This is a genomic window from Brachybacterium tyrofermentans, assembly GCF_039526165.1.
Classification (GTDB): domain Bacteria; phylum Actinomycetota; class Actinomycetes; order Actinomycetales; family Dermabacteraceae; genus Brachybacterium; species Brachybacterium tyrofermentans.
In genome coordinates this window covers 95,059-108,589 of sequence record NZ_BAAAIR010000032.1, presented here as the reverse complement: position 1 = coordinate 108,589, position 13,531 = coordinate 95,059, and the positions used below count along the sequence as shown (strand labels likewise).

The window sequence follows — 13,531 nt, the reverse complement described above, 5'->3', positions numbered from 1 at the left end:
GTCCAGTGTCCCACCAGGCGGACCGATCCGGGAACACCGGCGCTCCGGAGCGCGGTCAGAGCTGCTCGCGACGTCCCAGCAGAGCGCGATGCATGAGCCACACCAGGTAGGCGATCACTGCGAAGGCCGGCAGGCCCATCGCGAGCTTCGCCACTCCGAGTGCGGCGACGTGCCCGGTCAGCAGGAGCGGGACCTGCACGGCCAGCTTCGCCGCGTACAGCCCCGCGAACAGCAGCGTGGCCCTGGTGTAGACGCGGCGGGCGTCCGGATCCTTCGCCCAGTCCTCGACCCGGGGGTCCAGGACCCCGACCAGCAGCCCGATCAGCGGCCTGCGTGCCAGCACGGAGACGAGGAGCACGAGCAGGGAGACTGCGTTGATCGCGATGCCGGGCGCATAGAAATCGGTGCCGTCGCCGGAGCGGATCGCCATCACCGCGCCGAGGGCGACCCCGATCAGCCCTCCGAGCACGGTCGCCGGGCTCTGACGCTGCACGAGGCGGACGATCAGGAGCACCGCGACCACGGCCACGGCGGTCACGGAGGCCGCGACCACCGACCGGCTCGCGACGAACACGACGATGAAGAGCAGCGTGGGCAGCACCGACTCGGCGATGCCGCGAGGTCCGCCGATCGCTCCCGCGACGGAGAACTCCTCCTGCTGCAGGACCCCGCCGAGCCCCGTGCGCGGAGTCGCCGATGGGTCCGTCTCCGAGCCGACGCTGTGCCGGCCCGTCGCACCGGGGCGCGGCTGCTCGGACCCGGCAGGCGCGGGGACGTCGGGGCTCTCGGGACCCTCGGGGATCCCGTTCATCCGATCTGGGTGATCTCGGGGCCGCGGGCCAGAGGGTCCAGCGGGCTGGCACCGATCTGGTTGAGACCGGGGCGCTGACCGGGAAGGTTGAGCGGGATCAGCTCCTGCGGGGCCATCGCCTCGCCACCGCGCACCACCACCAGCCGGGAGATGACGGTCTCGATGGCACGGGCCTGCTCCGTGTCGCTCAGGGCCTTGCCGGTGAGGATGGCCCGGAGGAACCAGCGACGGCCGTCGATCCCGATGAAGCGGGCGGGGCGATATCCCGTGCGCCCGTCGGCACGCTTCACCGGCAGCCGGGTGATCAGCTCCGTCCCGAACGCTCCGGGACGGGTCTCGGCCGTGCCGCCCTGCTTGACGACGGAGTCCCGGAGCGAGGTCCGGACGTCATCCCACAGGCCACGGGACTTCGGGGCGGCGAAGGCCTGCACCTGGACCGAGGAGCCGCCGATCACGAGGTTCGCGCCGGTGACGGCGCTGGTGCGCTGGTCGACCTCCATCCGCAGCTCCATGCCGTCGATCGTCGGCACCTGGAGCCCGCCGAGATCGATGCGGTCCTCCTCGGGCGCGTCGCTCTCGTCGTACGGGCCGTCGGCGAGGTGAGCGCCCCGCTCGACGGGCTCGTCGGCGGCCTTCTCGTCAGCGGTCGCGTCGGCGTCCGACGCGCTCGCGTCCTGGTCGCCGGAGGCCGACGCGGTCTCGGCCCCGGCTCCGGTCCTCACGCCCTCCACCTCGTCCTCGGCGGTAGGTGCCTCGGCGGTGGGTGCCTCGGCGGCCGCGGTCTCGTCGGCCGCGGTCCCCTCGGCTGCTGCGCTCGTCTCGAGGTCGTCACCATCGTCAACAGTGTCAGCTCCGTCAACGGTGCCAACTCCGTCAACGGTGTCGACATCGTCGGCGGTCGCGGCCTCCTGGCGCTTCTTGCGGGAGAACAGTCCCATGGCTCAACCCTCCTGGTTCTCATCGGTGGCGGTCGCTGTCGGTGCCTGCCCGAATCCGCCGCTGGACCCGAAGCCCGAGGTGGACCGGTCGGTGGCGTCGAGGTCGTCGACCTGCTGCAGCACGGGGGTCAGCACGGGGACCACCACCAGCTGGGCGATCCGGTCACCGGCACGGAGCGTGAAGCTCTCCGCCGGATCGGTGTTGTGCAGGGAGACCTTGATCGGCCCGCGGTACCCGGCGTCCACCACCCCGGGGCCGTTCAGCACGGTGATCCCGTGCTTGGCGGCCAGGCCGGACCGTGGGCAGACGAGGCCGACGGTCCCGCCCGGCAGGGCGACGGACGTCCCCGTGTCGACGAGGGCGCGCCCCCCGGCGGGGATCTCGAGATCGACGGCGCTGGTCAGGTCCAGGCCCGCATCGTCGGCGTGGGCTCGACGCGGCATCGCCGTCCCCGCAGCGAGCGTGATCCGCAGCGGGGGCGCGTCGGTGGCAGCGGCACGGGTGGCCGCGTTCGTGGTGTCAGACTCTTCAGGCATGCGCACAGGGTATGCCGTCCAGCCCGAGAGCTCCCAGGACGCGCGTGAGAACATCGGAGCATGACCGCAGCACCCGATCCCGTCCCCGGGACGCCGGCGAACGACGCCGCCTCCTCGTCCCCGCACCCTGCGTCCCCCACCGCGCCGTCGTACCGCGAGAGGCTGCTGCCCAGCCCCGGCGCCTGGATCGTGGTGGTCGCGCTCGGCTCGATCGTCGGCCTGGTCATCGTGCCGCTGAACAGCACGCTCGCGCTCATCGTCGCGATCGTGAGCATTGCGATCGCGATCGTGCTCGCCGTCCAGTACTCGCCCGTCGTGGCGGTCCGTGACGGGACGTTCTTCCTGGGCAGAGCCCAGATCGACGTCGGCCAGCTCGGAGAGCCGGCCGTTCTCGAGGGCGAGGAGTGGAAACTGCTGATCGGTCAGGACTTCGAGCCCCTCGCGTACCACTGCGTTCGCGGCTGGGTCCATGCCGGGATCCGTGTCGACGTCCTCGACGAGGAGGACCCGACCTCTGCCTGGGTCGTCTCCTCGCGGCGCCCGCAGGATCTCGTCCTCGCGCTGCGCACCGCTCAGCAGCAGGCCTGACCCCCGCTCCGCCCTGACCCCCGCTCCGCGGTGATCCGGAACACCTCCGGACACAGCACCCGGGATGACGAACGGCGCCGCACCCCAGGGGTGCGGCGCCGTCGTGCACGGAGGCTCCGGTCGCTCAGGCGGCCGCGCACTCCTTGCAGATGATGAGGGTCCCCTCGACATGGTCGATCTGGCTGCGGTGCTTCACGAGGAAGCAGCTCGCGCAGGTGAACTCGTCGGCCTGGCGGGGAAGGACCCGCACCGAGAGCTCCTCCCCGGAGAGGTCGGCACCGGGGAGCTCGTACGAGTCCGCCGCCTCCGCCTCGTCCTCGTCGACCGCGGGGGCCGCCGACTCGTTGCGGCGACCTTTCAGCTCCTCGATCGAATCGTCGTTCGACTCATCGTCGTTCTTGCGCGGTGCATCGTAATCTGTGGCCATCTACGGTCCGTTCTCGTGGTTCGCGGTGGTCGTCCGACCTGGGAAGGCATGCGGTCATCCAGAGCATCGCGATCGCCCTTGCCCCCTCTGGGCCGGTCCGGATCGAAACGCTGAATGCGGCGGCATTATTGCAGAGAGGTCTGTGCTCGGCAACCGACGTCACATTCCATGGGCGACCGGAGGGCAACACGCGCCGCTTCCGGGCCCGGACACCGCCGGGGAGCACTGCTAAGCGATATGGTCGCTGCCTAGACTTCTGCACGCCACCGACCAGGCTGCGACCGAGAGGACGACGATGCGAGAGATCGAACTCGACGGGATCCATGACGATGGGGAGCATGTGATCCTGGTCGACTCCGATGGCGAGCGGTACACGCTGCGGATCGACAAGGCGCTGCGCGCCGCGGTGCGCACCGACCGCCCTGCCCTGGGCATGATCCAGGCCGCGGACACGGCACCGCTGCGCCCTCGCGAGATCCAGACGATGCTCCGCTCCGGACGCAGTGCCGAGGACATCTCGGAGGCCGCCGACATCCCGGTGGACCATGTCCGCCGCTATGAGGGCCCTGTGCTCGCCGAGCGGGAGTGGACCGCTCAGCGCGCCCGCACCTTCCCCGTCGGCCGCGGCGGCCCGAGCCTCGACGACGTCGTCGCCGAGCGGCTCGCCGCCCGCGAGGCGACCGAGGAGACCGCCTGGGACGCCTGGCGCCGAGCCGACGGCACCTGGACGCTCGAGCTGACCTTCTCCGCCGCGGGGCGCACCCGTCAGGCGCACTGGGTCGCCGAGCTCGACAACCGCTCGGTCGCCCCGGTCGATGACGAGGCACGCTGGATCAGCGACGAGGACGCCCCGCCCGAGCCGACGCGCGGCCGCGCCCGCCTGCAGGCCGTGAAGAGCTCCGTCTACGATCTCGAGGCCGACGGCTCCTTCGACGAGAAGGCCTCCGGACCCCGTCGTGGGCGAGCCCCTCGGGCCGCCCAGCGTTCGTCGACGGACGACACGCCGCCCGCCCTCGACGACAGCGAGCTCGACGCGCTCAATGCTCGGCGTGGCCTGCGCTCGGTCCCCCAGCCCGTGGACGACTCCACCTCGGTGTGGACCAGCCTCGATGAGGACGTCCTGGACGGTGCCCGGACCGACGACGCCGCACCCGGCGAGGCCGACGACAGTGCCAGGACCGGAGGGACGGACGCAGCGGACGACTCCGCGGAGTTCGCCGGGACTGAGCCCGTCGGGAATGAGGCTGACGAGCCTGAGCCTGACCGGACTGAGCCCGCCGGGGCCACGGATGCGACGTTCGTGGAGGTCGCGGATTCCGACCGGGATGCGTTCCTGGAGCACGCCACGAGCGAGCCGGACCTCTCGGCCGACGTGGCCGACGCCGACGTCACGGACCGGACCTCGGACGCCGCAGCAGATGGCCTCGAGGACGCAGACGGCTTCGAGGACCAGGACGACGCCGACGACATCGACCGCACCGACGCCGACGCGGCGGGCGCTCGCACCTCGAACGCGCGGATCGGCTCCGGAGCCGGCGGCACGGTCCTCGATGAGCGGCACTTCCAGGACACCGTGGATCTGACGCCCCTGCCTGGCTTCAGCGCGACCTCCGCGCCCTCACCGGCGGATCCTGCCGAACCGACCGACGACCCCAAGCCCGCCAAGCCCGCCAAGGGCTCCAAGGCCAAGAGCAAGCGGGCCTCGATGCCCAGCTGGGACGAGATCGTCTTCGGGTCGAAGCACGACTGATCCGGCCTCACGACCGGACCTGATCATCACATCTCCGGCCGGTGCGGATGCCCGCGCCGGCCGGAGACGTTCTCAGACCGTCGTGCGCAGGAGCGGGACGAAGCTCTCGGCCTTCGTGAGCGATCCGTGCACACCGATCATCGCGCGGGCGGACGCCGGACGCCGTGAGAAGTCGTCCACGCTCCACCGGTCCCGGGCGAGCACGAGCACGTCGGGCAGGCGCCCGTCGACCCTCGCCGACACCTCGGTCCCCACCGGGGCGAGCAGACCCGAGGCGAGCACCTGGGCCCGGTCCAGGACCAGGGCGCGCCCTCCCAGCAGATCACGGAGCCCGCTCGCGAGCTCCTCGGCGGCACCATCGCCGTCGACGGCCCGCAGCGCGAGCGCACGGGACTCCCCCGCCACCGACACGGCCAGTCGCTGCAGCGTCGGATGGTCGGCGAGATCCACCGTCGTGCTCGGCGAGGTGTCGACCATGCCGTGATCCGCCGTGACATGGAGCCGCGTCCCGCGCGGCAACCGGCGCAGCAGCGATCCGAGGAGCGCGTCGACCTCGGCGAGGGCCGTGCGCCACTGGTCGCTGTCCACACCGTGGTGGTGCCCGGCGTGATCGACGTCGTCGACGTGCAGATGGACCAGACCGTCCGGGCCGGCGCGATGGAGCGCGGTGCGCACCGCCTCGACCCGGTCGCCGCGGCCATGGCCCAGGAACTCCCAGCCGCGGTACGCGACGCCGCTGAGGTGGGACCCGGCATGCTTGGACGGTGCCACCTGGACCGCGCGCCGAGTTCCCTGCTCGACCAGCGTGGGCTCGGGCATCCACCGGCGGGGATCGACGGATCGGTCGCCGGAGATCTGGTTCAGGGGCTGCCCGGAGCCCGGGTCGTGGGTGAGATATCCCAGCACCCCGTGGACGAGCGGGGGCAGACCGGTGTGCAGCGAGACCATCGCCGAGGAGGTCGTCGCCGGGGACACCGTGCGGATGCGCGAGATCTGTCCGTCCAGCCGCCGCAGGGTCGGTGTGAGGGCGCGGTGCGCGGAGAGCAGCCGGGAGCCCGCTCCGTCGAGCAGGACCACCACGTCGCGTCCCGGCTCGGGGGTGGAGACCAGCGGTGCCAGGACGTCCAGGAGCCCTGGTCGCGCACCCTCGGCGAACGGGGCGGGCAGGAAGTCGTCGGGCCAGTCCACCCGATCTGCAGGGACGGATCCGGGGACGGCCCGATCGGTGGGCGCGCGGTGCTCCGGCTCGGCCATGGGGGTCCTCTCAGGTGTCCAGGGCGTCGACCGCGTCGACCAGTTCGTCATGGAAGCGCAGCGCGGCCTCGACCGCGTCGTCGCCATCGGCCAGGGCGCTGACGCGCAGGGCGAGGTCCGACGGCGCCAAGGTGCCCGTGTAGCCGTGGTCGGCCTGGCAGTTGGGGTCTTCGCAGACGGCGCGCTCGAGATCCACGCGGTGGCTGCCGCTCCAGGTGATGCCGAGCGTGATCTCGGCCTCGCGGCCGGGGGTCTGCTGGCCGTCGGTGTCGAAGACCTGGGAGAGGCCGGTGGAGGCGATCCGCTGCAGCCGGACCCGCTCCGTGGTCGAGACGACCTGGCTCGGGTTCAGGGCGTCGGCGGGGTCGTCGTCGAGGTGCGTGACCAGCAGATGGGTGGCCGTCAGGACGAGGACCGTGAGGTGCCGGCGCACTTCGGGACCGTCGAAGGTGGTCTCCGGCCGTACGAGGTGGGCCAGGGGCCGCGCGCCGTGCAGGGAACGCTGCAGGCTCTGGGCGGCCGTCTGCGGGAAGTATCCGGCGGTCTCGAGCTCTGTGAGGAGATCAGCGGGAAGAGCTGTGGTCATCGGACCAGTGTCCCACGCCCTCGGGCTCAGGAGCCCGCCGGTCCCGACAGCGCTCGACGGGAGCTGTCGGTCCGGTTGGGAGCCGGGCTCAGCCGCACGGTGGCCCCCACGACGCTGACGCCCTCCTGTCCCACCAGCACCGGATACAGCTCGAGCATCGCCAGCTCCGGGAGGTCCTCGGCGAGTAGTCCGATCCGCACCACGAGGTCGGCGAGCGCCTCACGGTCGGCAGGTGGGAGCCCCTTGGCCCCCTGGAGCTTCACCGCGCTCGCCGGGGTGTCGATGAGGCCGCGTGCCCCCTCCTCGCTGAACGGCGGGATGGCGTAGGCGATGTCGTCGAGCAGGTCGGTGGCGTCACCGGCGACGGAGAGGGAGACGACGGGTCCGAGCGACGGGTCCTCGACGCTCCGCACCACCATCGGGACGCCCGGTGGGGCCATCGCCTGCACCTCGAGCGGGGCGCTGGAGAAGGACAGGTCGCGACGCATCGCCGCGACCGCATGGCGCAGCTGGATCTCATCGGGGATGGCCAGGCGCACTCCCCCGAGATCCGCCCGGTGGCGCAGCACCTCGTCGGTGCTCTTCAGGGCGACGGGATAGCCGAGGCCGTGCGCCTTCTCCACGGCGTCGTCGGCGTCGAGCACCGGATGGGAGTCCAGCACCCCGATCCCGTAGGCCGACAGCAGATCCCTCACCTCGCCGGCGGTGAGATCTCGGGTCGAGGGCCCGGTGGCGGCGAGGGCCCGGTCCACGAACTCCCGGGCGACGACACGGTCGACGTCCTCGCGATGCGCGGGTTCGTCGTCGTCGACCGCCGGGCGCAGAGCGGCCGCGAGCATCCCGGACCCGGCACGGACCGCCCCATAGGGCGTGGCATGGACGGGCGGCAGGTCCTGGTCGCGACGGACCGACTGCTGCACCTGGGCGTACCGGTCGGCATCGGTGATCAGGCAGACCAGCAGCACCACCTCGGAGTGGCGGGCCACGGTCGCCATCGCCCGGATCACCTCGAGGGCGTCCCCGCTGAGCGGGTCGAGGATGCCGGCGATGACCAGGTCCACCTCTCCGAGCGCGGCCATCGAGGTGAACGCGCGCTGGATCAGTCGGGGGTCCGGGGACAGCGGGACGCTGCGATTGTCGGCGACCACCTCGAGACCCGCCTGGTCGGTCGCCCCGCGCAGGGCGGCGCCGAGTGCGGCGGTGTTCGAGAGCAGCCCGACGCGCTGGCCCGGCGGGAGCCCCTGGCGCCCGATGGCGTCGGTGATGTCCAGGAGATGGTCCACCCCGGAGGCCTGCACGACACCGGAGGATCCGAGCACCTGGTCCAGGGCACGGCGCGGCAGCGTCGAGCGGCGCACGTCGTGACCCGGGGGCGTCGTGGAGTCGACGCCCGGCGGACGCAGCACGATCAGCGGCACCTTCCGGGTGAGGCGCCGGGCGAGCCGGGTGAACTTGCGCGGGTTGCCCATCGATTCCAGGGCGAGCGCGATCACCCGGACGTTCTCGTCGTCCTCCCAGTGCTGGAGGGTGTCGTTGAGGGAGACGTCCGCCCGGTTGCCGACGCCGACGAACTCGTGGAGGCCGATCCCGCGGGTGTCCGTCCCCGCCAGCAGCAGCGCGGACAGCGCGCTGGACTGGCCGGCGAGCGCCACGGGGCCGGGGCGCGGCATCTTCGGGGCGAGGGAGAGGCTGATCGCGTCCTCGCCCGTGCGGAGGAAGCCGAGCGACCCCGGGCCCAGCAGGCGCATGCCATGGAGTCGGGAGCGCGCCACGAGCCGCCGCTGCAGCTGACGTCCCTGCTCGCTGTCGGTGAACCCCTCGGTGGGGATCACGACGCTGCGCACCCCGATCTCCGCGCACTGCTCGATGGCGTCGAGACAGGCTTCCGGCCGCAGGGCGATCACCGCGAGGTCGACGGTTCCCGGGATGTCCTGGACCCGAGCACGGGTGCGGTGGCCGCGCAGCTCGAACGCCTCCCGGGAGACGACGTGGACGGCGCCGCCGTACCCGGAGGTCTCGAGCGCCGTGAGGAACCGGCCCCCGGCGGAGTCGGCGCGCGAGGACACCCCGATCAGCACGACGGACTCCGGTGTCAGGAGGCGCTCCATGGCCCGGGCCTCCGCGCGGTGCTCGCGTTCCGCCATCACCGCGAGGGAGCGCTTCGTGGGGTCGATGCGGAAGGAGACCAGCACGACGCCGTCGTCCATCGTGCGCTCCACGTCGAAGCCGGCCTCGGTGAACACGTTGATCATCTTCGCGTTCTGCGGGAGCACCTCGGCGGTGAAGAAGCTGATCCCCCGTTCGCGGGCCGCGGCCGCCAGATGCTCGAGCAGCACGGAGGCGAGCCCGGCCCCCTGGCGCGCGTCGGACACGTTGAACGCGACCTCTGCCGCTCGCGGTTCGATGCGGTCGTACCGTGCGACGGCGATGATCTCGTCGCCCACCAGCACGATGAAGGCCACCCGGTCGTGGTGGTCGACGTGCGTGAACCGGGACAGGTCGCGGGGCGAGAGCTGCGGCATCGCCGCGAAGAAGCGGAGATAGCGGGAATGCTCGGACTGCCGCTGATGGAAGTCCTGGAGGGCGTCCGCGTCCGTGGGACGGATCGGCCGCAGATGCGCCGCGGACCCGTCGCGCAGCGCGATGTCGGCCTCCCAGTGCGCCGGGTACTCCGGCGCGGGGTCCGCCGGGGCGTCGGCGGCGCGACGTCGCAGGGAACGCAGGGGTTCACGCCTGGGCACACGACTGTCGGACATGCTCGGATCCTATCGCCGACGACTGTGGAATAGACGGGATTCACGTCCCGTCCGGGCCCTGGTTCCCGGGATCATGGCCGGTCATGCGCCATGATGTCCCTCATGGCCCGATCACGAAGCACCCAGCCGCCCGCCGGGGATGACGAGGTCGACGAGACGATCGTCGACATCGACGTCACCAGTGAGATGGAGACGTCATTCCTCGAATACGCGTACTCCGTGATCTATTCCCGGGCCCTCCCGGACGCGCGCGACGGGCTCAAGCCCGTCCAGCGCCGGATCCTCTACATGATGGCCGAGATGGGACTGCGGCCCGAGCGCGGGCACGTCAAGAGTCAGCGCGTCGTCGGCGAGGTGATGGGCAAGCTCCACCCCCACGGCGACACCGCGATCTACGACGCCCTGGTGCGCATGGCCCAGAGCTTCAACATGCGCATGCCCCTGGTGGACGGGCACGGCAACTTCGGCTCCCTGGACAACGGGCCGGCGGCCGCCCGGTACACCGAGGCCCGCCTCGCCAAGGCTGCTCTGCTGATGACGGACTCGCTGGACGAGGACGTCTCGGACATGATCCCGAACTACGACAACCAGCTCACCCAGCCCGATGTGCTGCCGGCGCAGTACCCGAACCTCCTCGTCAACGGGGCCTCGGGCATCGCCGTCGGCATGGCCACGAACATGGCCCCGCACAACCTGATCGAGACGATCGCCGCCGCACGTCACCTGATCGACCATCCCGAGGCTGATCTCGACGCGCTCATGCGCTTCGTCCCCGGTCCGGACCTGCCCACCGGCGGCCGGATCGTCGGACTCGACGGCATCCGCGACGCCTACCGCACCGGGCGCGGCTCGTTCAAGATGCGGGCCACGACGCGCATCGAGAACATCACCTCCCGCCGCAAGGGCATCGTGATCACCGAGCTGCCCTACCAGGTGGGCCCGGAGAAGGTCGCGGAGAAGCTCCGTGACGCCGTCCAGGCCAAGCGGGTCCAGGGGATCACCGACTACCAGGACCTGACCGACCGCCACCACGGCCTGCGCCTCGTGCTCACCGTGAAGTCGGGTTACGACCCCGAGGCCGTGCTCTCGCAGCTGTACAGGTACACGCCGCTGGAGGAGTCCTTCGGCATCAACAACGTGGCCCTGGTCGACGGCCAGCCGCGCACCCTGGGCCTGAAGCAGATGCTCGAGGTCTTCGTCGACCACCGGCTGCGGGTGGTGCGCCGGCGCACCGAGCACCGGCTCGCCAAGCGCAGGGCGCGCCTGCACCTGGTCGAGGGCATGCTGCTGGCGATCGTCGACATCGACGAGGTCATCCAGATCATCCGCAGCAGCGATGACGCGGAGTCCGCGCGCACGCGTCTGATGGGGGTCTTCGATCTCTCCGAGCTGCAGGCCGAGTACATCCTCGAGCTGCGCCTGCGCCGGCTGACGAAGTTCTCGCAGATCGACCTCGAGGCCGAGCGCGACGACCTCCGTCGGGAGATCGAGGCGCTCGAGGAGATCCTCGGCTCGGACGCGGTGCTGCGCGAGCTGGTCTCGACGGAGCTCGCCGCGGTCGCCGCCGAGCACGGGGACTCCCGGCGCACCGTCCTGCTGGAGGCCGCCGACCAGCCCGCCGTGACCGCCTCCGGGTCCCTCGAGGTCGCCGACGAGCCCTGCCGGGTGCTGCTGACCGGCACGTCCCTGGTGGCGCGCATCGCCGGCGAGGACGTGGTGCTGCGGGAGGGCCAGCGCGCCTCCCATGACGTCATCGTCTCCGACGTGCTCACCTCGACCCGATCCACCATCGGCGTCGTCACCGATCGGGGTCGTGTGCTGCACCTGTCGGTCGTGGAGCTGCCCTCGCTCGCCCCCACCGCCGGGGCGCCGTCCCTGGCGGGAGGCACCCGACTGGCCGATCTCCTGGACCTCGAGCGCGACGAGAGCCCGATGGGTCTGATCCGGCTCGCCGAAGCGGATCTGGCCCGCGGCGGCGCGATCGCGCTCGGCACCCGCCAGGGCGTCGTGAAGAGGGTCCAGCTCGACTTCCCCCGCTCCGACGGCTTCGAGATCATCGCGCTCAAGGACGGTGACACCGTGGTGGGCGTGGTGGATATGGAGGAGGACAGCGACCTGGACCTGGTGTTCATCAGCTCCGACGCGCAGCTGCTGCACTTCCCCGCCTCCGGAGTCCGGCCCCAGGGCCGTGGCGCCGGCGGTGTCGCCGGGATCAAGCTCTCCGCCGACGCCCACGTCGTCGCCTTCGGGACGGTCGACGTCACCGGTGCGGCGGACGTCGTGACGGTGTCCGGCAGCTCCGGCACCCTGCCCCTGCTGCAGACCGGCTCGCTCAAGGTCTCGGCCCTCACGGAGTTCCCGGCCAAGGGCCGCGCCACGGCCGGGATGCGCTGCCACCGCTTCCTCCGGGGCGAGGACACGCTCATCGGCGCCTGGGTGGTGCCGCACCCCGCCCGGGCCTGCTCGGAGGCCGGTCAGCCGATCGATCTGCCTGAGCCCACGGGCCGACGCGACGGCTCCGGCACGCCGGTCGCCGTGCCGATCGCCGCGGTCGGCTGAACCGCGCGCGGCGAGCTGGCCCGATGACGCGTTCCGAGGACCGCGCCTCCTTGATGGCACGCACCCGTGCGCGGCTGCTGTCGACGGAGCCGCTCCCGGCAGAGGGCATCAGCCTCACGCTCGGCATCGCCGGGGCGGTCGCGGGCCTGGTGGTCGGACTCCTCGTCCTGCGCGGCACGGCTCCCCCGTCCGGTCCGGGATCCATCGGGCAGCTCGCCGCCGTGTGCGCGCCCTCCGCCCCCGGTCTGGTCGCGGCGCCAGCACCCCACGAGGCGCCGGATGCCGACCGCGTTCGGGGACCCGGTCCGACGGCAACTCCCTGACACCTGCCGGTCGGGGGCCTCTCCCCCGTGCGACGATGAGCGCCATGAACACTTCGAGCACCGCCGCTTCCCTCTCCTTGCCCGACGGGGTCCTCCTCGAGCAGGTCCATGGCACCGACGCGATCGTCGTCGACGTGCCGTCCGCTCGCGCCGTGGTCCACCTCGACGGCGCGCATCTGACCAGCTGGGCGCCGGCCGGGGAATCCGATCTGCTGTGGCTCAGCCCGGATTCCGCCTTCGGCCCCGGAGAAGCCATCCGCGGGGGCATTCCGCTGGTCGGCCCCTGGTTCGGGCCGGGACGCGACGGGTCCATGACCGTCAAGCACGGCTGGCTGCGCAACGTCCGCTGGGAGCTCGTCTCCGCGGCTCTCGACGGTGACGACGCCGTCCTGGAGCTCGCGACCCCGCAGGATGCCGCGGAGCTCTCGGGGACCGTCGTGTTCCGCATCGGGGCTGAGCTCTCCGTGGATCTCACGCTCACCGCCGGGGCGAGGTCGCTCGAGATCGAAGCCGCCCTGCACACCTATCTCGCCGTCGACGACGTGCGCCGGATCGCGATCCAGGGGCTGGAGAACGCGGAGTACCTCGACAACACCCGCGGCCTGGCTGCAGACGTGCTCGGGGGCGAAGCGCTGCGCCTGACCGGTTCCACGGACCGGATCGTCGACGCGCACGGCGAGGTCACGATCACCGACGAGCTCGCCTCACGTCGCCTCGTCTCCACGCCCCGCGGCACGGCGAAGACGATCGTGTGGAACCCCTGGGAAGAGCTCGTCACCGGCATGGCCGACCTCCCGGACTCGGCCTGGCCCGAGTTCGTCTGTATCGAGCCCGCCGTGGCGAAGGATGCCTTCGTGGCCCTCGAGCCCGGTGCCTCGCACACCCTGGGTGTCACCTACCGCATCGAGCACTGAGATCTGACAACTGCGCTCTGAGTTCTGAGTTCTCAGCACGGATCACCGAGCGTGCATGTCCCAGCCCGCGCTCTGCTCCGAGGACCCG

The 13,531-nt window shown here is 71.7% G+C and carries 12 protein-coding genes; 5 read left to right on the top strand and 7 right to left on the bottom strand.

The features are described 5' to 3' along the window. Positions 1-55: 55 nt before the first annotated feature. The 3 genes from ABD093_RS06385 to dut are packed head-to-tail and all read right to left on the bottom strand — an operon-like array spanning position 56 to position 2,286. Positions 56-811: a DUF3159 domain-containing protein gene (locus ABD093_RS06385; RefSeq protein WP_193117301.1), complete on the bottom strand. Its 756-nt coding sequence runs from the start codon at positions 809-811 to the stop codon at positions 56-58. Further along, a complete protein-coding gene (locus ABD093_RS06380) occupies positions 808-1,749 on the bottom strand; it encodes a DUF3710 domain-containing protein (RefSeq protein WP_343923201.1) in 942 nt (313 codons plus the stop codon). Before ABD093_RS06380 ends, ABD093_RS06385 begins: the two co-directional genes overlap by 4 nt. A 3-nt stretch (positions 1,750-1,752) precedes the next feature. Next, entirely contained in the window at positions 1,753-2,286 is a 534-nt protein-coding gene (gene dut / locus ABD093_RS06375; RefSeq protein WP_193117302.1) for a dUTP diphosphatase, read from the bottom strand. Between the two features lie 60 nt (positions 2,287-2,346). Between dut and ABD093_RS06370 the strand changes: the two genes are divergently transcribed. Next, positions 2,347-2,874, top strand: a complete 528-nt coding sequence (locus tag ABD093_RS06370; RefSeq protein WP_343923199.1) for a DUF3093 domain-containing protein — start codon at positions 2,347-2,349, stop codon at positions 2,872-2,874. 124 nt (positions 2,875-2,998) lie between these two features. Here the strand turns inward: ABD093_RS06370 and ABD093_RS06365 are convergent, their stop codons facing one another. Further along, the gene (locus ABD093_RS06365; RefSeq protein WP_193117304.1) at positions 2,999-3,301 is read right to left on the bottom strand and encodes a DUF4193 domain-containing protein; all 303 of its coding nucleotides are present in this window, start codon (positions 3,299-3,301) and stop codon (positions 2,999-3,001) included. Between the two features lie 295 nt (positions 3,302-3,596). Here ABD093_RS06365 and sepH point away from each other — a divergent pair, with 295 nt between their 5' ends. After that, positions 3,597-5,051 (top strand): septation protein SepH, encoded by a 1,455-nt coding sequence (gene sepH, locus ABD093_RS06360; protein ID WP_193117305.1) that lies wholly within the window; start codon positions 3,597-3,599, stop codon positions 5,049-5,051. A 72-nt stretch (positions 5,052-5,123) separates the two neighbouring features. Here sepH and ABD093_RS06355 read toward each other — a convergent pair whose 3' ends face one another. Genes ABD093_RS06355 through ABD093_RS06345 form a run of 3 tightly spaced genes read right to left on the bottom strand, consistent with a single transcriptional unit; the run spans position 5,124 to position 9,647 of the window. After that, entirely contained in the window at positions 5,124-6,305 is a 1,182-nt protein-coding gene (locus ABD093_RS06355) for an alkaline phosphatase family protein (RefSeq protein WP_343923196.1), read from the bottom strand. Between the two features lie 10 nt (positions 6,306-6,315). Next, positions 6,316-6,891, bottom strand: coding sequence for a DUF5998 family protein (locus ABD093_RS06350; RefSeq protein WP_343923194.1), 576 nt, complete (start codon positions 6,889-6,891; stop codon positions 6,316-6,318). A gap of 26 nt (positions 6,892-6,917) precedes the next feature. Beyond that, positions 6,918-9,647: a GNAT family N-acetyltransferase gene (locus ABD093_RS06345; RefSeq protein WP_193117308.1), complete on the bottom strand. Its 2,730-nt coding sequence runs from the start codon at positions 9,645-9,647 to the stop codon at positions 6,918-6,920. 102 nt (positions 9,648-9,749) lie between these two features. On the opposite strand from ABD093_RS06345, the gene ABD093_RS06340 reads away from it, so the two are divergent. The 3 genes from ABD093_RS06340 to ABD093_RS06330 are packed head-to-tail and all read left to right on the top strand — an operon-like array spanning position 9,750 to position 13,443. Beyond that, entirely contained in the window at positions 9,750-12,206 is a 2,457-nt protein-coding gene (locus ABD093_RS06340) for a DNA gyrase/topoisomerase IV subunit A (protein WP_343923193.1), read from the top strand. Positions 12,207-12,229: 23 nt separating this feature from the next. Continuing rightward, positions 12,230-12,529, top strand: a complete 300-nt coding sequence (locus ABD093_RS06335) for a hypothetical protein (RefSeq protein ID WP_343923192.1) — start codon at positions 12,230-12,232, stop codon at positions 12,527-12,529. 44 nt (positions 12,530-12,573) lie between these two features. Continuing rightward, positions 12,574-13,443 (top strand): D-hexose-6-phosphate mutarotase, encoded by an 870-nt coding sequence (locus tag ABD093_RS06330; RefSeq protein ID WP_343923190.1) that lies wholly within the window; start codon positions 12,574-12,576, stop codon positions 13,441-13,443. Positions 13,444-13,531: the final 88 nt, after the last annotated feature.

Coding starts and splice junctions, on each gene's coding strand:
- ABD093_RS06385 (WP_193117301.1), bottom strand. CDS start 811: ATGAACGGGATCCCCGAGGGTCCCGAGAGCCCCGACGTCCCCGCGCCT.
- ABD093_RS06380 (WP_343923201.1), bottom strand. CDS start 1,749: ATGGGACTGTTCTCCCGCAAGAAGCGCCAGGAGGCCGCGACCGCCGAC.
- dut (WP_193117302.1), bottom strand. CDS start 2,286: ATGCCTGAAGAGTCTGACACCACGAACGCGGCCACCCGTGCCGCTGCC.
- ABD093_RS06370 (WP_343923199.1), top strand. CDS start 2,347: ATGACCGCAGCACCCGATCCCGTCCCCGGGACGCCGGCGAACGACGCC.
- ABD093_RS06365 (WP_193117304.1), bottom strand. CDS start 3,301: ATGGCCACAGATTACGATGCACCGCGCAAGAACGACGATGAGTCGAAC.
- sepH (WP_193117305.1), top strand. CDS start 3,597: ATGCGAGAGATCGAACTCGACGGGATCCATGACGATGGGGAGCATGTG.
- ABD093_RS06355 (WP_343923196.1), bottom strand. CDS start 6,305: ATGGCCGAGCCGGAGCACCGCGCGCCCACCGATCGGGCCGTCCCCGGA.
- ABD093_RS06350 (WP_343923194.1), bottom strand. CDS start 6,891: ATGACCACAGCTCTTCCCGCTGATCTCCTCACAGAGCTCGAGACCGCC.
- ABD093_RS06345 (WP_193117308.1), bottom strand. CDS start 9,647: ATGTCCGACAGTCGTGTGCCCAGGCGTGAACCCCTGCGTTCCCTGCGA.
- ABD093_RS06340 (WP_343923193.1), top strand. CDS start 9,750: ATGGCCCGATCACGAAGCACCCAGCCGCCCGCCGGGGATGACGAGGTC.
- ABD093_RS06335 (WP_343923192.1), top strand. CDS start 12,230: ATGACGCGTTCCGAGGACCGCGCCTCCTTGATGGCACGCACCCGTGCG.
- ABD093_RS06330 (WP_343923190.1), top strand. CDS start 12,574: ATGAACACTTCGAGCACCGCCGCTTCCCTCTCCTTGCCCGACGGGGTC.